This window comes from Paenibacillus sp. EKM212P, from assembly GCF_011066115.1.
Classification (GTDB): Bacteria; Bacillota; Bacilli; order Paenibacillales; family Paenibacillaceae; genus Paenibacillus; species Paenibacillus polymyxa_B.
Window position 1 is genome coordinate 245,042 of the sequence record NZ_JAAMNR010000001.1, and the last position, 24,549, is coordinate 269,590.

Annotated in this window: 22 protein-coding genes; all 22 read right to left on the bottom strand. The window is 46.4% G+C overall.

The annotated features are described in order from the left end of the window. Positions 1–143 precede the first annotated feature (143 nt). The 22 genes from sleB to rnpM all read right to left on the bottom strand — a co-directional run bounded on the left by sleB (position 144) and on the right by rnpM (position 24,538). Positions 144–995, bottom strand: coding sequence for a spore cortex-lytic enzyme (gene sleB / locus G9G54_RS01120; protein WP_103047848.1), 852 nt, complete (start codon positions 993–995; stop codon positions 144–146). A gap of 225 nt (positions 996–1,220) precedes the next feature. Continuing rightward, positions 1,221–3,899 carry an FtsK/SpoIIIE family DNA translocase gene (locus G9G54_RS01125; RefSeq protein WP_165175608.1) on the bottom strand — a complete coding sequence of 893 codons (2,679 nt, stop codon included), beginning with the start codon at positions 3,897–3,899 and terminating at the stop codon, positions 1,221–1,223. A 103-nt stretch (positions 3,900–4,002) separates the two neighbouring features. Next, positions 4,003–4,215, bottom strand: coding sequence for a YlzJ-like family protein (locus G9G54_RS01130; protein ID WP_165175610.1), 213 nt, complete (start codon positions 4,213–4,215; stop codon positions 4,003–4,005). After that, positions 4,212–5,060 carry a ClpP family protease gene (locus tag G9G54_RS01135; protein WP_165175612.1) on the bottom strand — a complete coding sequence of 283 codons (849 nt, stop codon included), beginning with the start codon at positions 5,058–5,060 and terminating at the stop codon, positions 4,212–4,214. The genes G9G54_RS01130 and G9G54_RS01135 overlap by 4 nt, the downstream gene beginning before the upstream one ends. 229 nt (positions 5,061–5,289) lie before the next feature. Further along, on the bottom strand, positions 5,290–6,969 hold the full coding sequence (locus G9G54_RS01140; protein WP_013309942.1) for a ribonuclease J: 1,680 nt from the start codon (positions 6,967–6,969) through the stop codon (positions 5,290–5,292). A 349-nt stretch (positions 6,970–7,318) separates the two neighbouring features. Beyond that, positions 7,319–8,200, bottom strand: a complete 882-nt coding sequence (dapA, locus tag G9G54_RS01145; protein ID WP_165175614.1) for a 4-hydroxy-tetrahydrodipicolinate synthase — start codon at positions 8,198–8,200, stop codon at positions 7,319–7,321. Positions 8,201–8,239: 39 nt separating this feature from the next. Next, the gene (gene dapG, locus G9G54_RS01150) at positions 8,240–9,457 is read right to left on the bottom strand and encodes an aspartate kinase (protein ID WP_165175616.1); all 1,218 of its coding nucleotides are present in this window, start codon (positions 9,455–9,457) and stop codon (positions 8,240–8,242) included. Between the two features lie 23 nt (positions 9,458–9,480). Then, a complete protein-coding gene (locus G9G54_RS01155; RefSeq protein ID WP_165175626.1) occupies positions 9,481–10,518 on the bottom strand; it encodes an aspartate-semialdehyde dehydrogenase in 1,038 nt (345 codons plus the stop codon). Positions 10,519–10,652: 134 nt separating this feature from the next. Continuing rightward, positions 10,653–11,246, bottom strand: coding sequence for a dipicolinate synthase subunit B (locus G9G54_RS01160; RefSeq protein WP_029517031.1), 594 nt, complete (start codon positions 11,244–11,246; stop codon positions 10,653–10,655). Continuing rightward, on the bottom strand, positions 11,243–12,142 hold the full coding sequence (gene dpsA, locus G9G54_RS01165; RefSeq protein ID WP_103047852.1) for a dipicolinate synthase subunit DpsA: 900 nt from the start codon (positions 12,140–12,142) through the stop codon (positions 11,243–11,245). Before dpsA ends, G9G54_RS01160 begins: the two co-directional genes overlap by 4 nt. Positions 12,143–12,326: 184 nt before the next feature. Then, positions 12,327–12,773, bottom strand: coding sequence for a dUTP diphosphatase (gene dut, locus G9G54_RS01170; RefSeq protein ID WP_013309936.1), 447 nt, complete (start codon positions 12,771–12,773; stop codon positions 12,327–12,329). Beyond that, positions 12,751–14,016 carry a M16 family metallopeptidase gene (locus G9G54_RS01175; RefSeq protein ID WP_061829434.1) on the bottom strand — a complete coding sequence of 422 codons (1,266 nt, stop codon included), beginning with the start codon at positions 14,014–14,016 and terminating at the stop codon, positions 12,751–12,753. Before G9G54_RS01175 ends, dut begins: the two co-directional genes overlap by 23 nt. 66 nt (positions 14,017–14,082) lie before the next feature. After that, entirely contained in the window at positions 14,083–15,087 is a 1,005-nt protein-coding gene (locus tag G9G54_RS01180) for a polysaccharide deacetylase family protein (protein WP_185156266.1), read from the bottom strand. Between the two features lie 230 nt (positions 15,088–15,317). Beyond that, entirely contained in the window at positions 15,318–17,420 is a 2,103-nt protein-coding gene (pnp, locus tag G9G54_RS01185; RefSeq protein WP_061829435.1) for a polyribonucleotide nucleotidyltransferase, read from the bottom strand. A gap of 214 nt (positions 17,421–17,634) precedes the next feature. After that, positions 17,635–17,904 (bottom strand): 30S ribosomal protein S15, encoded by a 270-nt coding sequence (rpsO, locus tag G9G54_RS01190; protein ID WP_007430074.1) that lies wholly within the window; start codon positions 17,902–17,904, stop codon positions 17,635–17,637. 132 nt (positions 17,905–18,036) lie between these two features. After that, the gene (locus G9G54_RS01195; RefSeq protein WP_165175628.1) at positions 18,037–18,975 is read right to left on the bottom strand and encodes a bifunctional riboflavin kinase/FAD synthetase; all 939 of its coding nucleotides are present in this window, start codon (positions 18,973–18,975) and stop codon (positions 18,037–18,039) included. A 58-nt stretch (positions 18,976–19,033) separates the two neighbouring features. Next, the gene (gene truB / locus G9G54_RS01200; RefSeq protein WP_061829437.1) at positions 19,034–19,969 is read right to left on the bottom strand and encodes a tRNA pseudouridine(55) synthase TruB; all 936 of its coding nucleotides are present in this window, start codon (positions 19,967–19,969) and stop codon (positions 19,034–19,036) included. Continuing rightward, positions 19,966–20,943, bottom strand: coding sequence for a DHH family phosphoesterase (locus G9G54_RS01205; protein WP_061829438.1), 978 nt, complete (start codon positions 20,941–20,943; stop codon positions 19,966–19,968). The genes truB and G9G54_RS01205 overlap by 4 nt, the downstream gene beginning before the upstream one ends. Positions 20,944–20,994: 51 nt before the next feature. Beyond that, positions 20,995–21,345: a 30S ribosome-binding factor RbfA gene (gene rbfA / locus G9G54_RS01210; RefSeq protein ID WP_010346342.1), complete on the bottom strand. Its 351-nt coding sequence runs from the start codon at positions 21,343–21,345 to the stop codon at positions 20,995–20,997. Positions 21,346–21,365: 20 nt separating this feature from the next. Continuing rightward, the gene (gene infB / locus G9G54_RS01215; RefSeq protein WP_061829439.1) at positions 21,366–23,921 is read right to left on the bottom strand and encodes a translation initiation factor IF-2; all 2,556 of its coding nucleotides are present in this window, start codon (positions 23,919–23,921) and stop codon (positions 21,366–21,368) included. Continuing rightward, a complete protein-coding gene (locus G9G54_RS01220) occupies positions 23,914–24,237 on the bottom strand; it encodes a L7Ae/L30e/S12e/Gadd45 family ribosomal protein (protein WP_025720915.1) in 324 nt (107 codons plus the stop codon). Before G9G54_RS01220 ends, infB begins: the two co-directional genes overlap by 8 nt. Beyond that, the gene (rnpM, locus tag G9G54_RS01225; protein ID WP_007430067.1) at positions 24,230–24,538 is read right to left on the bottom strand and encodes an RNase P modulator RnpM; all 309 of its coding nucleotides are present in this window, start codon (positions 24,536–24,538) and stop codon (positions 24,230–24,232) included. Before rnpM ends, G9G54_RS01220 begins: the two co-directional genes overlap by 8 nt. Positions 24,539–24,549 lie beyond the last annotated feature (11 nt).

Sequence of the window (24,549 nt, forward strand, 5' to 3'; positions counted from 1 at the left end):
GACGTCAATTTGCGTCTAGCCTTTGATTAGCATTAGCTGTTGTAAATCATCCTCCTGTAAAGAGGTAAAGTGTACCAATCTTTATTCTAACCATGCAAAAGCCAAGAAGCAACCGGAGACAAGCTCCCGGCTGCTTCGGCGTTTTACATGCAGAAAATATGCTCCCCGATGGTTTTCACCTGCGGACGGGACCAAATCCATTTGGAGGTGGCTGTTTTTGGGTTAAAATAATAAAGACATCCTCCGCTTGGGTCCCAGCCGTTTAGGGCTTGGCGTACCGCCTTTTGTGCAGTTTCATTCGGTGTGAGCCAGATTTGACCGTCTGCTACAGCTGTGAAAGCTCCTGGTTGAAAGATCACTCCAGATGGTGAGTTGGGAAAGCTAGGTGACTTGACCCTGTTCAAAATAACAGCCGCGACGGCAACTTGGCCTTCAAACGGCTCGCCGCGGGATTCACCGTAGACCGCGTTGGCCATAATTTTAAGATCGTTTTCAGATAGTCCCATAGTGTTGGCCGATCCCATCGTTTCATCATTTTGATCTGCTTTATCGTTATTGTCCGCTGTCTGTCCCTGAGCGGAACCTTGATTGTTACGATGCATAGGAGTTTCCGTTGGCTTCCAGTTAGGAGTAGCATTCACCAGCTTTAATTTCGTCTTTGCTCCGACCACTCCATCAGGACGGATGCCAAATTCCTTTTGAAAACCCTTAACAGCTTTTAGTGTACTGCTGCCAAAATGGCTGTCCACTTTCCCGCCAAAAAAGCCCAGCAACTTCAAACGTGATTGCAACTCATATACATCCTGACCGTAAGATCCAAAATCAACCGCTCCCGAGCTGAATGTCGGCTGGGAAGGTTGCGCCGCTTGTACTTTCTGCTGTGTGCTCAGCGGCTCTGCTTGCTGCTGTGCAGAGTCACTTTTAAAAAGTCCTGTGTACGTAATAGCCGAGGCTGCGAGGATACCCGTGCAAATCCAGACCATTGTCTTTTTCATATGCTGCGCTCTACCTTTCTTTTGTGGGATTAACAGGATGGCTACGTTTATTATGACAAGCTCCGCTTAAAGCTATTCACCCTTTTAATCTTCTTTCAGCAGGTAGTCGCCACACCTCAAAAAACATCACAAAAAAACACTGTTTGTGCACTTGGAGTTGTCATATTAGAACAACCACCATGCGAACAAACAGCGTTTTAATGTAGTGCTGGATAGAGATCATGCTTAGGAACTTACTTTATTTTGCTGATATTGCTCCATTGAGATAAGGACCTCACGGGGCTTGCTGCCCTCGTAAGGGCCGATGACTCCACGAGCTTCCATGGAGTCAATCAGTCGAGCAGCACGTGTATAACCGATCCGCATACGGCGCTGAAGGAGCGAAACGGAAGCTTGTTTAGCCTCTAAAATGATGTTGACAGCCTGATCGTACAGCTCATCCAGCATTTCATCTGCATCAGCCGATACCTCTTCCACCTCCGGCACTAGCGTTTCATCATACTGCGCTTCACCCTGTTCACGTACGTAGCTAACAATATTTTCGACTTCTTGATCGCTCATGAATGCTCCCTGAACGCGGACTGGTTTGGAAGCACCCATTGGCATGAACAGCATATCACCACGTCCGAGTAGCTTCTCGGCTCCACCCATGTCCAATATGGTACGGGAGTCTACCTGCGAGGAAACGCCGAAGGCAATACGTGAAGGAATATTGGCTTTAATCACCCCGGTAATTACGTCAACCGAAGGTCTTTGCGTTGCAATGATAAGGTGGATGCCTGCTGCACGCGCCATTTGGGCAAGTCGTGCAATCGCATCCTCCACATCTCCCGCAGCTACCATCATTAAATCTGCCAACTCGTCCACAATAACGACGATGTAAGGCAGAAATGCATCCGGGTTATCTTTCATCAGATTATTATAACCCTCAATATTACGGGTTCCTGATTTGGAAAATAACTCATATCTTTTTTCCATTTCAACTACAATTTTCTTTAATGCAAGTGAGGCTCGCTTTGGATCAGTCACGACCGGAGCCAACAAATGAGGGATTCCGTTGTACACGTTCAACTCCACCATTTTAGGATCGACCATCAAAAATTTGACCTCATCCGGCTTTGCTTTGTACAAAATACTCGTAATGATCCCATTGATACACACTGATTTACCCGAACCTGTTGCCCCAGCTACAAGCAGATGGGGCATCTTGGCCAAATTACCGACAATCGTCTGTCCTGCGATATCACGTCCGAATGCAATAGATAAATTGGAAGCTGACTCCTGAAAAACGGTTGTCTCCATTACCTCACGCATCGTTACAATGGAAACTTCATTATTCGGAACCTCAATTCCGATAGCAGATTTGCCAGGAATCGGAGCCTCCATACGGATATCTTTGGCAGCAAGCGCAAGCGCAATGTCATCCGTCAGACTCACAATGCGGCTGACCTTTACTCCAATGTCCGGCTGAATTTCATAACGCGTTACGGCAGGGCCACGGACGACCTCCAGCACCTTCGCCCGCACACCGAAGCTTTCCAGCGTTGCCTCTAGCTTGCGTGCCGTTTGCATGTAATCCTTTTGTCCCATACCTTTGCCTGCGTTTTGTGGTTTAGCAAGTAAACGAAATGATGGGAGCTTGTACGGTTTAGGCGGCGGCGGAGCCGGAATAGCTGTATGGTTACCTTCAGCCTCTTCGCCTGCCACCCCAGTTGCAATCGTCTGAGCTTGTCCCTGAGCACCTTCTAATGTCCCCTGGATCGCTGTCGAATCATCCATATCCGTATTTGCACTGGCATCCACAAAGTCATCATCCAGGGATTCGTCAATAATGGAAGTTGTCTGCTCTGCCCCTGTCAGGGACTCTCCAAATTCAGCTTCCGGTCTTCTTTCCTCATGCTTTACTTGTTCGAAGAAATCCCTAATAATCGGCGACCTTTTTACCGGAGTTGCAGCTTCCTGCTCAGCGTGTTCGACTACGTCAGACATCTCTTCACTCTGGTTGCCGTTTCTCCACTGGGCCTGCGCGTCCTCAGCTTCATATGGAAGATCATGATCATCCTCATCCGTATCGACGGAATGCTCATCCTTGTCCGCTTTATCTGAATTTTTGAGACCAAACAACTGAAAGAAAATCGGCTGTTTGCGTGCAGGAGGCTGCATTTCGTCAAAGTCATCATCCATGTCTTCCTCATAGGCAGGAATGGGCTCAGACCTGATTTTTCTATTTCCACTGCCTTTGCTTGATGCTGAAAGCGGAGTAGCTTTACCAGTCCATTTTTTGCGCACGCTTCCCCCGGCTGTCAGCAGCTTGGTCTTTACAATCCGCACCAAATCCACATAGGACAGTTGGGTCATCAGCATGAAACAAATGACGAACATAACAATCATGATCAGTTTAGCTCCCGTGAGACCAAACAGCCATAACAGAACAGTAAGCTGCAATGCGCCTACGTAACCCCCGCTGATATCCTTGTTCAGCATTGAGGTATGGCCCTGCTGGTCAGGCGATAGCAACTGCTCACGCATATCTATATGTATCTGGGTCATCACTCCGCCCGGCTGAAGCGCGTTGATGGGCCCCAAACGCTGCTCCATAGATGAAATAGAACTCATAAGTGTAAAGGCAAATACCAACAGGAGCAAACCCGTTTTACGCGAGTTCCACTGGTTCGGCCACTTGCGGTGAATCATCACCATCAGACCATAATAAATGCCAATGAGAGGGATAACAAAATAGAATTTCCCCAGTACGAGCCCAAACATCTTGGATAGCGACCGACCAACGGCCGCTTCACCCGACAACGCAATGACCGCTAATGTAATCAGCACAATGCCGTAAATTTCAAATTTTAGAACTCCGCCAAATGCGGCTTTCTTTTTTCTTTTTCTTCTTCTGGACATACAAGGTCACCCCCCAGAAGAATATTATACCACGTCACCCGGTATCCGCACATATGTTCTTTTTCAACAGTAAATGACCTATTTCTAAACTATTCGACACCTTCTACGACCACTCGATGACTTGACCTGGTCCATAACGCGGATTCAGGTAGGCTTCCAGTGGACAGTCCAACAACCGTACAATGATCCCCCGACGAGTTTCAAGCGGCTGTACTTGCATAAGTAGACCGTCTACCCGAACCTCTGCAAACTCCTCAGCCTCTTTCCACATCCCTTGCCATACCATTTCCATTGGCATTACAGTATATAGTGTCATTGTGGTAGCTCCCCACTAGGCTCCCCTGACAGTGTCTCTGTAGGAGTTCCTGTGGCACTAGGAGAAAAAGGAGCATACGGAGCCTGCTGTTGAATCCCAGCGATCCCGTTTTGCTGACGCCGCGTTTCAATAATGGTGTTCAGCTGTTTTAAAGCCTCTCCGATGCCTCCAACCGCGTCCATCAATCCATACTTCACTGCATCGGCTCCCCCAACCGCTGTACCAATATCGCGGTTTAACTCACCGGTTTTAAACATCAGTTCCTTAAACTGCTCTTCTGTAATACGAGAATGAGAAACGACGAAGCGTACAACACGTTCCTGCATTTTTTCCATGTATTCAAAAGTTTGTGGTACTCCAATGACCAGACCGTTCATACGAATGGGATGAATGGTCATCGTCGCACTCTCCGCAATGTAGGAATAAGTGGAAGACACAGCAATAGGCACACCGATGCTATGCCCCCCACCTATGACAATGGTCACCGTTGGTTTACTCATCGATGCGATCATTTCAGCAATAGCCAGTCCTGCCTCTACATCACCACCAACTGTATTCAGCAAAATCATTAATCCTTCGATACGAGGATTTTGTTCTGCCGCTACCAACTGGGGAATAATGTGCTCATATTTTGTCGTTTTGTTTTGAGGCGGTAAAATGAGATGCCCTTCAATCTGACCGATAATCGTCATGCAAAAAATATTGGACTCGCCTCCAGGCATGGAGGTTTGACCCAGCTGCTGCAAAGCCTCCATAGCAGGCAAAGCGGGTCTTTGCCCAATTTCTGGTTGATCTGGCGCTTCCGTTTCCTCGTTGCCAGATGTTAGATTGCTGTATTGTTCCATATGGGTGATCTTCCTTTCGCTTTACGCATCTATATGACCCGTATTCACCCTATAGTATGGGATGTAAATGGAATATTTTATACCCGACCCCATGATTTTCCTTGTCTCGGGAAATCAAAAAAGCCTCTCCTCCCGCGGAAACCGTCCAATATTTCCTGCGGGAAGAGAGGCGACTGTGTGCCTGTGACTTAAGTTTTTAATTCAGGTTTTTGAACAAATTTCAATTGAATCACACTTCCATTATAATTGGCAGGATCATCGGTCTCCGACGAGTTTGCTCATACAAGAAGCGACCTAGTGCATCCTTGACGTTTGTCTTGAGGGAAGCCCATTCATTTACATTTTCACTCATGAGCTTATGCAGTGTACTTGAGACAATACGATTCGCTTCATCCAGCAAACCTTCCGATTCACGGACATATACGAAACCTCGGGAAATGATATCTGGTCCCGATTTAATCGTTCCGTCTTGCTTGCTCAGCGTAACAACAACCACCAAAATACCGTCCTGTGACAGCAATTTGCGGTCGCGCAATACGATATTTCCTACATCCCCTACGCCTAGTCCATCGATCAGTACGTTACCTGCTGTAACTTTACCAGCTCTGCGTGCTCCACCATTCTGAATTTCAATGACTTCACCGATATCCGTGATAAAGATATTTTCAGGCTCAATACCTACGCCTTCAGCAAGAAGAGCGTGACGACGTTGCATTCTAAACTCACCATGAATTGGCAAGAAGAACTTTGGTTTCATCAGATTTAGCATCAGCTTGAGTTCTTCCTGGCTTCCGTGTCCAGAAACGTGGATACCTGGATTAGCTGCGCTGTAATATACATTGGCACCCAGACGGAACAGCTCATCAATTGTGCGTCCAACGTATTTTTCATTACCTGGTACTGGAGTAGCTGCGATGATGACTGAATCCCCTGGAAGAATGTCAACCTTTCGATGTGTGGAACGAGCCATTCTTGTCAAAGCTGACATCGGTTCACCCTGACTGCCTGTGCAGAGAATAACTACACGATCCGCTGACATTTTGCCAACTTCTTCAGGCTCAATCAGCATTCCATCTGGAATTTCCAAATAGCCCAAGTCTGAAGCAATACCTACGACATTAACCATGCTTCGACCAATAACTGTTACTTTACGTCCCGTTGCTTCAGCAGCATTAATTACCTGTTGAATACGATGTACGTTAGAAGCAAAAGTAGCTACGACCACACGCTGTCTCGACTTGCGGAAAATATCTTCCAGGACAATACCAACGCTCTTTTCCGAAGGTGTAAAGCCCGGTTTTTCGGCATTCGTACTGTCTGACAAAAGAGCCAGTACGCCACGTGTGCCAATTTCAGCCATACGCTGCAAATCTGCATATTGTCCGTTGACCGGAGTATGGTCAAATTTGAAGTCACCTGTATGAACAACAGCGCCTTCAGGAGTATCAATACATACACCTACAGAATCTGGAATACTATGGTTGGTTCTGAAGAATGTTGCTTTCAGTGTGGAACCCAGCTTGATTTCAGAATCAGCATTGATCAAAATACGTTTGGTTTCACCAAGCAGATTCGCTTCCTTCAGCTTGTTTTCCACCAATCCCAGCGTCAATTTGGTACCATATACTGGTACATTCAAATGTTTCAACACGTAAGGCAAACCGCCGATATGGTCCTCGTGACCATGAGTCAGCACAATGCCTCTTACTTTGTCGCGGTTCTCTGTAAGGTAGGAAATATCAGGAATAACGATATCAATGCCCAGCATGTCCTCTTCCGGGAATTTCAGACCGGAATCCACCACGACAATGTCATTGCCGTATTGAACGACATACATATTTTTCCCGATTTCACCGACGCCGCCCAAAGCGAAAATCATCAATTTATCGTTGTTTGTTTTTTTAGACAAATGAATCTAAACCTCCTATGGTAGTTGGACGTCGTACCTTGATTTGTTTATTTAATTTTCAAAAAAATACCGCACCCAGTCACTTGACCCCATTATACATGATTAAAATACGAAAAAACAAGTCATCCTGTTCGTTACGCTAGGTTTCCCATTGCCGTCTGAAACCATTAGTATCTGTCATTTTGTCTACATACATGGTTAAAAGCACAGCAAAAAGGGCGTCCTATAAGAACGCCCTTCACGCTGGGAACCTTGTCAGACAATAAACCCTATCGGTTTTGTACCTACCGACTGCCCTTAACAAGGATACTCCTTAGTATTAATTAACATCTTACATTCCTATTTCTCTTTAGCGGGTAAATAATTTCTTAATAAATTCCGCTTCATCCTCAGTTGGAGGAATGAGCGGCAACCGAACCGAACCTACCTTAACCCCCCGTAATTCCAATGCATATTTTACTGCCACCGGATTAGGCAGAGGATGAGGACAGCCAAACAAACCCTTGAAAATCGGGAACAACTGCTGATGCAACTTTGCTGCCTTCTGCGAGTGTCCTCCTACAAGTGAATCGATCATCTGCTTCATTTCAGCACCTACCACATGACTCGCTACGCTGATAATACCATAAGCACCTACAGCCATAGCAGGCAACCCAGAAGCATCATCCCCGGAATAAACCAGAAAACCTTCTGGCGCTGCCGCTGCAATCTGTGTGACCTGCGCAAGTGATGCACATTCTTTAGTTCCCACAATATTCGGAATTTGTGCAAGACGCAGTGTTGTTTCAGCTGTTAGACTCGCTCCAGTACGACTTGGAACATTATACAGTATAGCTGGGAGGGATGTGGAGTTCGCAATACTTTCGAAATGCTGATACATCCCTTCCTGATTCGGTTTATTATAATATGGCACTACCAGTAGAACACCATCTGCTCCTGCCTGCTCCGCGGCACGGGTTAGATGAATGGAGTGACGCGTATTGTTGCTTCCAGTCCCGGCAATAATTTTACATCGTCCAGCTGCTTTTTCTACAACAAATGCAAACAACTTGATTTTTTCATCATCGCTCAGGGTAGGAGACTCCCCTGTTGTTCCAGATACAACAAGCGACTCTGAGTACTGTTCTTCTATTAAGTAATCAATCAACGAGGACAATGCAGTCCAGTCAATCTCTCCTTGCTGATCAAAAGGTGTCACCATTGCGGTAATCAATCTGCCGAAGTTCACCATGCTGCCTCCTTTTTGCAAGTCCGAGCACGGACAATGCGCCTATTGATGGAGTTCAAATTTATTATGCAATGCGCGTACAGCCTGCACCATATCTTCTTTTTTAACAAGTACCCAGATCGTCGTGTTGGAATCTGCGGATTGAAGGATCTGTACGTCTGAATCTGCCAATGCCTCCACAATTGTCGCCATAATGCCTGGTACCCCGTTGATACCACCGCCTATGACAGAAACTTTAGCACACCCGGCCAGTATCTTAGGTTCTAGACCCAAACCGTTCAATACTTCAACCGCTTTGCTTCCATCATGATCGAACACAGTATAAACTGCCCCCGATGGCGTTACGTTAATAAAGTCAACGCTAATTCCATGTTCAGCCATAGATTTGAATACTTGTAATTGCAAGTGCTCCAAACCCGGCTTTAATTCAACATTAATCTGAGTGACATTGCCGACATACGCAATACCGGTCACGAAACGGTCTACGATGTCTGCCTGTACGTCTTTGAAGCCTTCCGGGTGGGTAACTAACGTACCTTCTCCTTCGGAGAAGGTAGAGCGAACACGGACCGGGATATTAGCCTGCATGGCGATTTCAACAGCACGAGGATGGATAACCTTTGCTCCCTGATGAGCCATATTACAAATTTCCGTATAGCTAACATGTGTGAGTGGCTTTGCGTTTTCCACAATGCGCGGATCGGCAGTCAATATACCATTCACATCCGTATAAATATCAACCATATCCGCATGTAGAGCAGCACCCAGAGCAGTAGCTGACGTATCGCTGCCTCCCCGACCCAAGGTAGTCATATCACCGTCTGCTGTTTGTCCCTGAAAACCTGTCACAATGACAACTCTACCTTGGTTCAACTCTTCAACAACACGGTCTGGCTTTATATCCAAAATACGAGCATTGCCGTATTGATCATCCGTAATAAAGCCCGCCTGTGCCCCAGTTAGCACCGTAGCAGGAATACCTTCCTTCTCCATCAGGCTGCATAATGTAGCAGCAGAAATGATTTCACCACAGCACAGCAGTAAATCCCGTTCGCGCTTCGGAAGACTGTCGCCGTTAGACGCCGCCCAATCCAGCAGCGTGTCGGTGGCATAAGGCTCTCCTTTTCTCCCCATGGCCGACACAACAACAACTAATTGAAGATTTTGTTCCAACTCCCGCTTCACATGTGCCAGCACAAGTTGACGTGCTTCAGGTGTGGACAGCGAGGTTCCCCCAAATTTCTGCACCAAAATACCCATTATTCTTCCCCCATATCGGAACGTTACTCCGCGTTTGCAGCAATAATTTCCGCGATTTGCACCGCGTTCCATGCTGCTCCTTTGAGCAGGTTGTCGGATACGACCCACAAATTCAATCCACGGCTATTGCCCAAATCACGGCGTACACGCCCCACAAATACGTCAGGTTTTCCTGCAGCATCAGATGCCAGTGGATAAAGCTGAGCAGCAGGATCGTCCACCAGCGTTACTCCCGGTGCCGAAGCCAGCAGATTGCGGATTTCTTCTAAATCATAATCTTTTTTAAGTTCTACATATACAGATTCCGAGTGACCGTAAACAACAGGAATACGCACACACGTTGCTGTTACGTCCACAGATTCGTCACCCAGTATTTTTTTCGTTTCACGTACCATTTTCATTTCTTCCAGTGTATAACCATTGTCCTGGAATTTATCGATTTGCGGGATAGCATTAAAAGCAATCTGATGCTTTACTGGCAACGAGCCTACTGGCAAGAGATCAGGCTGAACTTCATCACCGTTCAGAATCGCTGCGCTTTGACGATTCAATTCATCAATAGCTCGGCTTCCAGCGCCGGAAACGGCCTGGTATGTGGATACAATGATACGAGAAATGCCATACTGATCATATAATGGTTTCAAAGCAGCTACCATCTGAATGGTGGAGCAGTTCGGGTTCGCAATAATTCCTTGATGCTCGGCAATTTTGTCGCTGTTCACCTCAGGCACTACAAGAGGAGCTGTCGGATCCATTCGGAATGCGTTGGTGTTGTCAATGCAAACTGCCCCATGACGAACAGCATGCGGCGCCAATTCCTTACTTACGTCTCCACCTGCACTAAACAAAGCAATGTCGATTCCTTCAAAGCTGTCGGGGGTAGCAATCTCTACTGGAATTTGCTGACCTTTAAAGCTAATTAACGTGCCGGCAGAACGAGGCGAAGAAAGAAATTTGATTTTGTCCACAGGAAAATCCCGTTTTTCCAGCAGATTTACGATCTGTTCTCCTACAGCGCCTGTCGCTCCAACGACAGCTACATTAAACTTTCTATTGCTCATCTGGTGTATCTCCCCTTCTCGACTAAAAAACCATTTTTTATTCTGAAAGCATCCACCGCCAACAAGAAATTAGACCCGATACAATATCGAATCATCTTCTAGGCGAGGGATGCTCAGCAGTTAACTATAATACTTCATGGGGTCTTGCGTTCCACAATCATCGGCTGAAGCTGTTTGCCCTGCAATGCTTCATAAGCAGCCTCCGGAATCAACTCCATGTTAGCTACAAGCGAGTTCGGCTTTTTAACTGGATTGTCCTGTCCGAACGGCACAAAAAAGATATTTTTGGCTACGAGTAATTTGGCGATATTGGCAGCATTTAGACCCAGTCCATCATTAGTAGATATAGCTAAAAGAAGTGGACGACCGTTGCGCAATTGCGCCTTGGCAGCCATCAAAACTGGACTGTCTGTCATTGCATTCGCTAACTTACTCATCGAATTCCCCGTCAAAGGTGCAATCACCAACACATCGAGTATTTGGGAGGGACCCAGTGGCTCAGCCTCCACAATTGTAGAAATGATATCATTCCCTGTTATATCTTTCAACTGTTTTTGCCAACTTTGCGAAGTACCAAAGCGAGTATCCGTTGTTAGTACTGTATTGGATATAATAGGAACGACCTTCGCACCCTCATCAACAAAGCGCTGTATAACAGGCATTACCTCTTCAAATGTGCAATGTGAGCCTGTAATTGCATAACCTACTGTTTTCCCTTGCCAACTCATTGTGCATCCCCCCGATCAGGATTATCTTCCATTAACAACTGCACCAGCGTATTCGCTATAATGGCACCAGCAGTTTTGGGAGCAACTATACCGGGAAGACCAGGGGCAAGCATAGCCTTGATTCCACGCTTTTCCGCATAACGGAAATCACATCCGCCCGGGGCGGAAGCAAGATCTATAATCACGGTGCTCAATGGCAATTTAGACAGGATTTGCGCTGTGATAATCATAGAGGGTATCGTATTAAAAATCAAGTCAACTCCCTTTGTCTCATGCGCCAAATCCCTTGTCATAAATGGCTTCCAACCCATTTCCACAGCTCTCGCTGCATCCTCTGCCCGCCGTACTCCAACCTTCACTCTGGCTCCCAACCCCTGTAGTGCCCTTGCCATGGTAAATCCAGTCCGTCCCATGCCTAGAACCATACAATCTGCACCGTGAATCGTAAAATCAGTATGCTGAATGGCCATCATCAGTGCGCCTTCGGCCGTAGGTATAGAGTTGTATATGGCCACATCATCTCTCTCCAGCAGCTCTACCAGCTTTAACTCATGTCTGGTACAAATTTCTTTTAAGTACGTCCGCGCCATCCCTGTATATACAACGCAATGCGGTGGAAGAGCAGCAGCATGTTCATTCAGAAACTGGAGCTTCTGTGCTCCGAAAAGTGCATTTACGTTGCCTTCCTCATCGCATCCCACCACCGGCAAAATCAGTGCGTCTGACGATTCCAGCAGCTTGACAGACATTGGTTCTAGTGTCACTCCTTTGAGTGGTACTTCAAGCTTGTCAAAACCGACCACACTGACGGTAGCATCCATGTCCACACATTTGCGGATTACCTCAAGCTGCCTCGCATCGCCACCCAAAACAACGACGCGTATTCCTGTTAGCATCCGGATCACTCCTTTCCGAGACACGATATGCTTTTAGTCTATGCGAGTGCCCGGAGAGGGGTGAAAAAACACAAAAAAAAGCCGCCCATTGATGAGGCGACCTTTATTTGCATGCTTACTCTTAAGCAAGAAATTTGAAGATTTTACAAAATAGACATTCGTACATCGCAAACCAACCATAACCTCAGCGTCCTGTATGGCCAAAGCCTCCAGCACCACGCACTGTTTCAGATAATTGGTCTACTTGTTTCAGCTCTACCTCAGGTACAACCTGAAATACCATTTGTGCAATTCGCTCATTGCGCGTAATCGTGAACGATTCCTCGCCCAAATTAATAAGAAGTACCTTAATCTCCCCACGATAATCCGCATCAATCGTTCCCGGTGTATTGAGACAAGTAATACCATGCTTAAGAGCCAGTCCACTTCGCGGACGGATCTGTGCCTCCAATCCCGCTGGCATAGCTATTGCAAATCCAGTTGGAACGAGGCAACGTTTGCCGGGTTCCAGTACCAGATTTTCCTGTACTGCTGCATACAAGTCAAACCCTGATGCAAGCTCTGACATTTTGCGGGGCAGCTCAATATCTTCATTGCCCGCAAGTCTGTTAATTTCCACGTAAGTTAACAAAATAGTCCCTCCTCATATCCTTTACCGCTGAATCACTCGCTCCCACCATCGACAGGGCAAACGGCTCCGAGAACATCCGATCCAGCACTTTATTCACATCATTTGCGGTCACTTGCTCGATATGCTCGATCATTTGATCCAGCGTATAATGCTGACCGAGCATTAATTCATTTTTTCCAAGCCGATTCATCCGGCTACCTGTACTTTCAAGGCTTAAAATCAAACTTCCTTTTAATTGTTCCTTACCTTTACGAAGCTCATTAGCGTCCAAACCGTTGACAGCCACATCTCGTAAAAGCTCCAGCGTCAAATCCAGCACGTCCTTTGTTTGCTTAGGAGCCGTACCTGCATAGATCGTGAACAACCCACTGTCCGCATGGGAGCTATGATAGGAATAAACCGAATAAGCCAGTCCACGCTTTTCCCGAATTTCTTGAAACAAACGTGAACTCATGCCGCCGCCGATCGCGTTATTCAGCAAAACCATAGCATACTGGAGCTCGTCACCCGCTGCAAATCCAGGCAGGGATAAACAAATATGATTTTGCTCCGTTGCTTTCTCATGATACAACAGCTCACCGTTAAACACAGGTACTGTCAGCGGCGAAACGGTTCCATGATTATCAAAATGTCCAAAATGTCGCTCCAACAATTCTACCAAGCGATCGTCAACATTACCAGCCACACTGATAACTGTATTGTCGATTGTATAATGCTCCTTCATATAATGACTGAGGTGTGAGCTATCCATAGCAAGCAGGTGATCTTCGGTTCCGAGAATCGGATAAGCCAGTGGATGTTCACCATAGGCCGCGCGAGATACAAGATCGTGCACCATATCATCCGGTGTATCCTCGTACATGGAGATTTCCTCCAAAATCACATTCTTCTCTTTTGCCAATTCTTCCTGATCTAGTTTGGAATTAAAAAACATATCAGACAGCACATCAACTGCGATCGGTAGATGCTCATCCAATACTTTGGCATAATAGCATGTATATTCCTTCGAAGTGAAAGCATTAACATTTCCTCCGATGGCATCGAATTGCTCAGCGATTTCCTTAGCGTTAAAACGCTCTGTTCCTTTGAAAAGCATGTGTTCGATAAAATGAGAAATACCGCTATTGTCCGGCGTTTCATTCCGGGAGCCAGTTTTAACCCAGATACCGAAAGAAACTGAACGTACGGTTGGAATTTTTTCAATGACCACTCTTAGGCCGTTTTTAAGTTGAATTCTTTCCACGATTGGCCCTCCTAAACTGAATTGCATACTTAGCCATAATGTTCAATCCTAACAGAAAAAAGACGTTCACTCAACCGGAGCAGGTAGTTGCCGATCAGGGGAAAGTGTCTGACTGACAGTTCCGAGCACAAGTCCCTTACTACGAATAGCATGAATCATGCCTTTGAGAGCAGCCGATGAGGAATCTGTTGGATGCATCAATATCAGGGAGCCTGATTCAACCTTACTACTGATTTTGTTAATCACCGATTCCGGTGACGGATGTCTCCAATCTACAGTGTCCAATGTCCACAACACTGTTTTGAGCCCATGTTCTGCTGCTATATCCACCGTTTGCTGATTAAAATCACCCGATGGAGGGGCAAACCAGTTATTTTTGACACCCAAAGTTTCTTGAAGAAGCACTTGAGTCTTTTCAATTTCTTGTGTGGCTCTGGCCCGACTCAGACGGCTCATATTGGGATGAGAGTATGCATGGTTCGAAAGCTCATGCCCTCTTTTTTGAATCTCCTTGGCGAGATCAGGATTTTTTTTCAACCAACTTCCATCAAGAAAAAATGTAGCCTTGACCTTTTCCTGATCCAGCGTGTTCAGTATCGGCAGGATAAATTCATTCCCCCATGCTACATTGATCATGAAAGATACCATCGGCTTTTCGGGATTCCCCCTGTAAATTGGAACATTACCAAGCTGATTTAAATGTATTTTAGGTGCCAATTGCCGATAAACATATTGAATGGGTCGATCCGGAGATGCAATTGCTTTGCGATAGGTAGCATCCAAATCCACCTCCAGTCCGTTATAGCCTGGAATAGCCTTCCATACCCTGTCGATCTTGGCATCAACTGGTTCCCGCCGCTGACGTGCTGCTTCTGTTCTTAGTCGCTGCATAAGCGCATTGTCGGGCAAAGCTGCTATCGCCATCGTGGTTACAGTCTCTGGCTCTTTAACCCCTGTAACGTCTCCATTGCGTAATTGACTAGCGTAGTCACGAACCCCACTAAACTGCCCGATTACGAGTGTGATGGCTAAACTGGCTACCACCCACACTGCTCGTTTTGCCCTACTCATAATTCCTTCATCCCCCCGCCCGTTTGTCCACATTGTATGCGGCGAGGACAAGAACTATGACGTAGCAAGCTCTAGAAGCTCACTTGGGTGCAGCTTGTGCATATGTATGAAAAAAGAGCCAGAAACGTAGCTCTGCCTCTTTCCAAAAGCTTAAACAATGCTATTCAAATCCCTTGTACTGTTAATACGAAAAGCTACTCCTGCCTTTCTAGTCTGCTACATGCAGATACCTAGGATTTTGCAGGTGCTTCTGCAGTCAGAACAGCCTTACGGGACAGATTGACACGACCTTGTTGATCAATTTCGGTTACTTTCACCGTAATTGTATCCCCAATAGCAATTACATCTTCAACTTTGGCTACACGCTCAGTAGACAGTTGAGAAATATGAACCAGACCATCTTTGCCCGGTAAAATTTCAACAAATGCACCGAATTTCTCAATCCGTTTTACTGTACCGATGTAAATCTCACCGACCACGACTTCCTTTACGATACCCTCAATAATAGAACGTGCTTTTTCATTCATCTCTTGATTTGTGGAAGCGATGAACACACGACCATCTTGTTCAATATCGATTTTCACGCCGGTTTCTTCGATGATTTTGTTGATGATTTTACCACCAGCCCCAATAACATCACGGATTTTGTCCGGGTTAATGTGCATTGTCATAATTTTTGGAGCATACGGAGACAACTGCTCACGCGGCTTCTGGATCGCTTCCATCATTTTGCTAAGAATGAACAAACGTCCTTCTTTAGCTTGCTTGAGCGCATCCTGTAAAATCTGGCGGTCAATACCGTTAATTTTAATATCCATTTGAATGGCAGTTACGCCTTCCGCGGTACCAGCAACTTTAAAGTCCATATCGCCCAGGTGGTCTTCCATACCTTGGATATCAGTCAATACGGAAACATGGTCTCCATCCTTGATCAATCCCATGGCTACACCTGCAACCGGAGCTTTAATCGGTACACCTGCATCCATCATAGCCAGTGTACTTGCACAAATACTGGCTTGTGAAGTCGAACCATTCGATTCCAGTACCTCGGAAACCAGACGGATGGTGTATGGAAATTCAGTTTCGGAAGGAATTACTTTGGAAAGCGCACGTTCACCAAGAGCACCATGTCCGATTTCACGACGACCTGGCGCACGCAAAGGACGAGCCTCACCTACGCTGAATGGCGGGAAATTGTAATGATGCATGAAGCGTTTTGTTTCTTCCAGATCAATACCGTCCAAAATTTGTACATCACCCAATGCACCAAGTGTACAAATGCTAAGTGCTTGCGTTTGACCGCGTGTAAATAAGCCCGAACCATGAGTACGCGGCAAAATGCTAGTATCGCTTTCAATCGGACGAATTTCGTCAAGCTTACGACCATCAGGACGCACTTTATCATGCGTGATCAGACGACGTACTTCTTCCTTAACGATATCATAGAGAACTTCGCTCACGTCGCTCAAAAGCTCAGGTGTCTCTATGTATTGTGCTTCAAAATGGGCAACTGTCTCTTCGTTGACTGCATCAATTGCCTCTTGACGGGCATGTTTTTCTGCAATTTTAACAGCTTGCATTAAACGTTCAGCTGCATAAGCACGTACTTCACTGTTCACTTTTTCATCAACAGCATGCAGTTTAACCTGCATTTTCTCTTTACCTGCTACTTGCACCAATTGTTCAATAACTGCCACAATGTTCTTAATCTCATCATGACCGAACATAATAGCTTCCAGCATAACTTCCTCTGGAATCTCATTGCCTTCGGCTTCTACCATCATGATGGCATCTTTCGTTCCGGCTACAACCAGGTACAGATCGCTTGCATTCTGCTGTGCAATATCCGGGTTAATCACAAATTGCCCGTCTATACGTCCTACAGCGACTCCACCGATTGGCCCATTAAAAGGCACATCCGAAATGCTAAGTGCTGCCGAGGTTCCGATCATTGCTGCAATTTCAGGTTCGCAATCCTGATCGACACTCATAACCAGATTCAACACCTGTACATCATTCCGGAAACCTTCCGGGAACAATGGGCGAATTGGACGGTCTGTCAAACGGCTGGACAAAATCGCCTTTTGACTCGGACGTCCTTCACGTTTAATAAATCCGCCAGGAATTTTCCCCACAGCATACAATCTTTCCTCATAGTTTACGGTCAGTGGAAAAAAGTCCAAATCTTTCGGTTCACGGGAAGCGGTCACGGTACAAAGCACAACTGTTTCTCCGTAGCTCACTTTAACTGCCGCATTGGCTTGTTTCGCAAGACGTCCTGTTTCCAACACCAGCTTTCTTCCGCCGAGCTGCATTTCTACGCGTTGCTCCATGGTATCCCTCCATTTCATTTCATTGTAAAAGTTCTATACATATCCAGTATTTCCTGCGCAGGTCTTATTCATAAGAAGCTAGCAGACAAATCAGGATATGTAATTCAAAAAAAGATTCCTCATTTCAAAAAAGAACCCGGCTGCTGTCCGCCGTCGCCTTAGCAGGGACAAGCGGTGAACAACCAGGCTTCTTTTCTCATTACATGTCTGAAAATTAACGACGCAGTCCGAGACGCTCGATCAACGCACTGTAACGTTTAACATCAGTCTTCTTCAGGTAAGCCAAAAGTTTACGACGCTGACCGACCATTTTCAACAACCCGCGGCGGGAGTGATGGTCTTTCTTGTGCGAACGAAAGTGACTTTGCAAGTTGACGATGTTTTCAGTAAGGATAGCGATTTGTACCTCTGGTGATCCTGTATCGGATTCATGAGTTTTGTACTCCTCGATCAATTGCTGTTTACGCTCTTGAGTCAATGCCATCCTGTTCACCTCCTTCATTATAATCGCCATTAGCCTCGTAGCCGCCGGTGAAAGCGGACAACCAAGCTAAGGTTCATCGTTGTTTACACAACATAAGTCAGTATAACACAGCGCCTGTCTTATGTAAATAAATTAGCTTAACAGCTTTTTAGCCGTTTGTGCGTCATTGCCAATTTGGTTGATCAGCTCATCCACCGAAGAAAATTTGCGTTCAGGGCGGATGTAGTGGTGAAGCTCCACAAGCACAGACTCTCCATAAATTTGCTGATTAAAATCAAATAAATGTACCTCAAACGACGGATTCAGCACACCTTCATGAAAAGTAGGCTTAACCCCTACATTCATTACACCGTTTATCCAATGATCGCCTATGAGTGCCCGTACAGCGTATACACCCTTGGTCGGAATCACGTAAGTATCATCCAGTTTGAGATTAGCGGTCGGAAAACCGATCGTACGTCCGCGCTTCTCCCCATCCATTACAGTACCCTGGATACGATAAGGACGTCCCAACCAGCGAGAGGCATGTGCTAGATCCCCAGTCTGTAAAGCACGGCGAATGCCAGAGCTGCTCACCTTGTCCCCATCCAGTTCGAACGGTGGTACGGTGTGCACCGACATCAGCTCTCCTCCCAGCTTCCGAAGTGTATCCTCATCCCCCGCTCCCCGGTGGCCAAACCGAAAATCAAAGCCTACTACCGCTGTTCGAATGTGCAACGGAAGCAGCACGTCGCTCATAAACGCCTCAGGGCTGACCTTGGAAAATTCTTCGTTAAAACTCAAAATATAAAGTACGTCCACACCCATATCAGCCAGAATAGTCTGCTTGTCCGCAAGCGGTGTTAAATAACCTTCATAATCGCCTTTTTTCATGACTTCCTTCGGGTGAGGATGAAATGTCATGACAGATACCGGCACCTGCTGTTCACGAGCCAGCGCAACGGCCTTACGTATCACGCTTGCGTGTCCCAGATGAAGACCATCAAACTGACCGATCGCCGTGACCTGTGGACGTCCCCATTGCTGCAAAAGCTCATCACTCAATGGATAAGATAACGATACGGTAATCATTATTAATTCACCTGCATTTCACATCATTTGACTAACTTCGTCAAAATTATAGCACAATTCAAGGTAAAAAAACTTTAATGGGAGCGATCGCGTCTGATTCATCCCGACCATATATACCTAAAAACGTTTTATCCTCTTTATACAAACGGAAGGGCTGATTGTCCGTCACAGGTGGTGAAATCATATTCAGCGACAGGCGTTGGCCTTGCAGAGCCGCAGTTACCTTGGCTTCAGCCACTATATGCTCAGGCATATAGTCAATCGCCTGATCTGTTGTAATAAGTCTCTCTCCAAGACTGCCATCCGCAACGAAACGCTCTATTTCTTCGAAAGTCAGACAACGTTCCGCAGGAATTCCCGCAGACATGGTTCGCTCCAGCTTGACCATCGTGGAAGGATATCCTAATTCACGGCCAATATCAACACATAGTGTACGGATATAAGTACCTTTGGAGCATAAGGCACGAAAAGAAATATCCACATACGCCCCCGTCTCCGCGAATCCCGTCATTTCCAACTCGTAAATACTCACTTCACGACTTTTGCGCTCCACGGTTTTGCCTTCTCGAGCCAGTTCATATAGACGTTTGCCGTCCACTTTTAGCGCGGAGTACATTGGAGGTACTTGGGAAATCGTACCAACAAAACGCTTCAGAACCGCTTTGACTTCCACTTCCGTCACCTCTACGGGACGTTCACTCTCTTCCGTGATTTTCCCAGTCAGGTCTTCGGTATCCGTGGCAATTCCTAATCGCAGTGTAGCCCGATATTCCTTGGGCCGCTCCTGCATGTATTCCACCACACGGGTAGCACGTCCCAGACACAAGGGCAAAACACCGGTTACCTGCGGATCAAGCGTTCCAGTGTGTCCGATTCTCTTCATACCTAATAAACGGCGAGCCTTGGCCACCACATCATGAGAGGTAAATCCAGCAGGTTTATAGACAGGTAGAATGCCTTCCCAAGTTGCCTGTTCCTTTTTTATTGGGTTCATAGCTCAGATTTCACCCGCCCTACAACTGTCTCAATGATATCTCCCAGCTTACCCTCTAGCCGGCAGCCAGCTGCACGTACATGTCCACCGCCCCCAAATGATTGAGCCAGCGCAGCTACATCAACATTCCCTGCCGATCTCAAGCTGGCCTTGACCGCTTGATCATTAATAACCTTAAAGAAAATGCCTACTTCAACTCCACGAATATTTCTTGGATAATTCACGATGCCTTCCAAGTCCTCATTTACAGCACCACAATCCGTCATGTCGTCAGGGGTTACTACCACCCAAGCGACTTTCCCATCCTCCGACATCGTGAGCGTTTGCAATGCTTTTGTTAACACCTTCATTTGTGGAAAGGTCATTTCCTCGAGCAATTTCTCGGATAAAGATGGACCATCTACACCGTAAGCAAGTAGCTGTGACACAGTAGACATCACTTTCGGTGAAGTGTTGGAGTAACGGAAACCTCCTGTATCCGTTAGCAACCCTGTATATAAAGCCGTTGCTATTTCGACATCCCAGGTTACTGCAAACTCTTTCAGTAGATCAAAAAGAATTTCTGCTGTTGCCGCAGCATCCGGCTTAATCACATTAACTGTACCGTAAGCATCATTCGTTGGATGATGATCAATATTCAGGATAATGGCATCTTCCGAAAAAAACTGCTCTGTCAAACCAACACGACGGTAATCCGCACAATCTACACAAATGATCCGGTTGTATTTCCGTTCTGGCGGTTGCTGGCTCATATCCATAATCTCATCGGCATGCCATAAAAAATCCATACGTTTGGGAATAGGCCCCTCATTCAGCATGGTAAATTTCTTCCCCAGACATGAGAGAAGCCAGCCCACCGTTACGGTGGAGCTGACTGCGTCTCCGTCCGGCTGTACATGCGATACGATCAGGTAATCATCATGCTCCAGAATAAATTCCTTCGCTTGTTGAAGCGCCTGTTCATAGGTATGCATTGCCTTCTCCTTTACATTCAGTTCATGGTTCCTTCAGACAAACTAAAAGTTTTATTTTTCATCCTTGTCGATATCACTCAGCAGTTTTTCAATTCGACTGCCGTAAGCAATAGATTCGTCAATTTTGAAAATCAACTCAGGAATATGGCGCAGCCGTATCCGTTTGCCGAGTTCAGAACGAAGATAACCGTTCGCTTTGTCCAATGCTTTCAGGGAAGAATTTTTTTGTTCTTCATCCCCGAGCACGCTCAAGTATATTTTCGCTTGGGACAAATCATTTGTAAGATCGACACCCGTTACGGTGATAAAACCGATGCGGGGGTCTTTTAATTCAGTTTGTATGAGTTGGCTTAGCTCCTTCTTGATCTGCTCGCCAACCCGACCTGTACGTATTTTAGCCATGGATGCTCACCTCTCTGCCGTTAGCGCTCCACTGTTTCCATGACGAACGCTTCAATAATGTCGAGTTCCTTAACATCATTATAGCCATCAAGGGTAATACCGCATTCGTAACCTTGGGCAACTTCTTTTGCGTCGTCCTTAAAGCGTTTCAGTGAGTCGATTTTACCTTCAAAAATGACGATGCCATCACGAATCAGACGTGCTTCTGCTGAACGGGTAATTTTACCGGATGTCACCATACAACCAGCGATCGTACCGACTTTAGTAACTTTGAATACGTTACGTACTTCAGCATGCCCAATCACATTTTCTTTATATTCAGGATCCAGCATGCCCTTCATGGCTTGCTCTATTTCTTCAATGACATTGTAAATGACACGGTGTAGACGAATGTCCACTTTTTCAGCTTCCGCTGTAGATTTCGCCTGGTTATCCGGACGAACATTAAAACCAATGACAATAGCATTGGAAGCTGCTGCCAAAATAATATCAGATTCGGTGATTGCTCCTGCACCACTGTGAAGAATTTTAACGCGCACACCTTCGACTTCAATCTTGTTCAAGGAACCTTTCAACGCTTCGACGGAACCTTGTACGTCACCTTTAATAATGACGTTCAGATCCTTCATTTCGCCATCCTTGATGTGTTGGAACAGGTCATCCAGTGTTACGCGGGTATTACTGCCCAGATCAGATTGGCGTTGCGTGATCGCACGTCTGTCAGCAATAGCACGAGCTTTGCGCTCATCCTCAAACACCATGAATGGATCGCCAGCAAGTGGAACTTCTGTCAAACCAGTAATTTCAACTGGAGTGGAAGGACCCGCTTCCTTAAGACGACGACCTTTATCGTTGACCATGGCACGCACACGTCCGAAGCAGTTACCCGCTACGAAAGCATCGCCGACTTTCAGTGTACCGTTCTGAACGAGGATACGGGCTACAGAACCGCGGCCTTTATCCAGTTCTGCCTCGATGATGGTACCACGTGCCCGTTTGTTCGGGTTCGCTTTGTACTCATTCACTTCAGCTACGAGCAGAATCATTTCGAGCAGGTCTTCCAGACCCATTCTTTGTTTCGCGGAAACGTTGACGAAAATCGTATCGCCGCCCCACTCTTCAGGTACCAATTCATATTCAGTGAGTTCTTGCTTCACTTTATCCGGGTTGGCATCCGGTTTGTCGATCTTGTTCACAGCTACGATAATTGGCAGACCTGCTGCCTTCGCATGGTTAATAGCTTCGACCGTCTGTGGCATAACACCGTCGTCAGCTGCAACCACGATAATCGTCATATCTGTCACTTGAGCACCACGTGCACGCATAGCGGTAAAGGCTTCGTGACCCGGTGTATCCAGGAAAGTGATTTTTTTGCTATTAATTTCAACTTGGTATGCACCAATATGCTGTGTAATACCGCCAGCTTCGCCACCGGTTACATTAGTCGAGCGAATGGCATCCAGCAAAGTTGTTTTACCATGGTCGACGTGACCCATAATCGTTACAACTGGTGGACGTGTTCTCAGATCCGCAGGATCATCATTTTCTTCCACGGTTTCAAAACGATCTTCTTCGACCGGAATTTTCACTTCTACCTCGACGCCAAAGTCTCCGGCAAGCAAGAGGATGGTATCCATATCCAGTTCCTGGTTAATGGTCGCCATCGTTCCGAGCATAATCAGCTTTTTGATGACTTCTGACGCATCCTTATGAAGAAGCTTGGCTGTTTCGCCTACGGTCATCTCACCACGCACAATAATTTTCTTAGGCGTGTTGTCGATTTTCTCGCGACGTTCCTGTTGTTGACCTTTACCACGATTGTTAAATTTCCCGCCACGATTACTGCCACCGCGATTATTGCCTCCGCGACCACCGTTACCACCGCGTCCGCCGCCTTGACGGTTATCGTCAAAACGTCCTTGACCGGAACGGTTACCACCGTTGTTGGAGTTACTGCCTGTACGGTTGCCACCACTACGGTTCGCATTGTTGCTACCTGTGGAGGATGATGTTCTTACAGCCGTACCACCCTGACTACTTCCCTGAGGGCGTGAGTTAGTGCTTTGGTTACCTTGAGGACGCGAACCTGTGTTGCCACTAGGACGCTGTTGTCCTCCCTGTTGTTGACCATTACTGCGGTTTTGTGTACTTTGCTGACCAGTGGGTCTGCTAGTACTTTGTTGACTGCGGTTTTGACCGCCCTGCTGACTGCTTTGCGCTTTAGGAGCGCTGCTTCGGTTACTGTTTTGGTTGTTGTTTGTCCTATTCATACTTACCTGCTTTTCCTGTTGATTTTTGGTTTGCTCAGTTGAATGATTACTATTCTGGCTTGAACCGGCCTGATTCGAGCTTACTTGCGCCGTACCTGCTCCGCCTTGCTTGGCCGCAGCATTGGATTTAATATTCTTAAAAAAACTTTCCACTTTACCTACGGCATCATGTTCCATGACGCTCATATGGTTGTTCACGGGAATATCCAGCCGTTTAAGAATGGTGATAATTTCTTTGCTGCTCATGTTCAACGATTTGGCGTATTCGTATACCCGCACTTTGTCTTTGCTTTCTTGTTTACTCAATATACTCCACCTCCGACATTATCCCCGCATGTTTCTTGATCAATTTCGCGAATCCTTGATCCGTCACAGCCAGCACAACCCGTTCAGGTTTGCCGATACTGCTTCCCAAGCTTTCCCGGTCAAATCCTATCAATAAGGGGATTTTGTACGTCCCGCATTTGTCGCGGAATTTCTTTTGAGTATTCATTGAAGCATCTTTCGCAAGAATGACCAGCTTGGCTTCTGAAGACCTGATCGCTTTAAAAACGATCTCATCACCTGTTAGCAGCTTGCCAGCTCTCATGGCAAGACCCAATCCAGACAGCGCCTTATTCATCCTGCACGCTGCCTTGTGCCGCCAGGAATTCTTCCTCGACGGCAGCAAAATCACGACTTAGCTGCTCATAAATATCAGGATGAACCGAGTGCTTCAATGCTCGATCCAGTGCCTTGCTCTTTTGAGCCAGCTTGAAGCAGGCGGCTTTGCCGCACAAGTAAGCGCCGCGTCCCGACTTTTTGCCAGTCAAGTCAATCAACACTTCGTCTTCAGGGGTTTTGACGACACGGATCAACTGCTTCTTTGGCATCATTTCATGACAGGCCACACATTTGCGCAAAGGTATCTTTCTCTGTTTCATGCATTAACCCC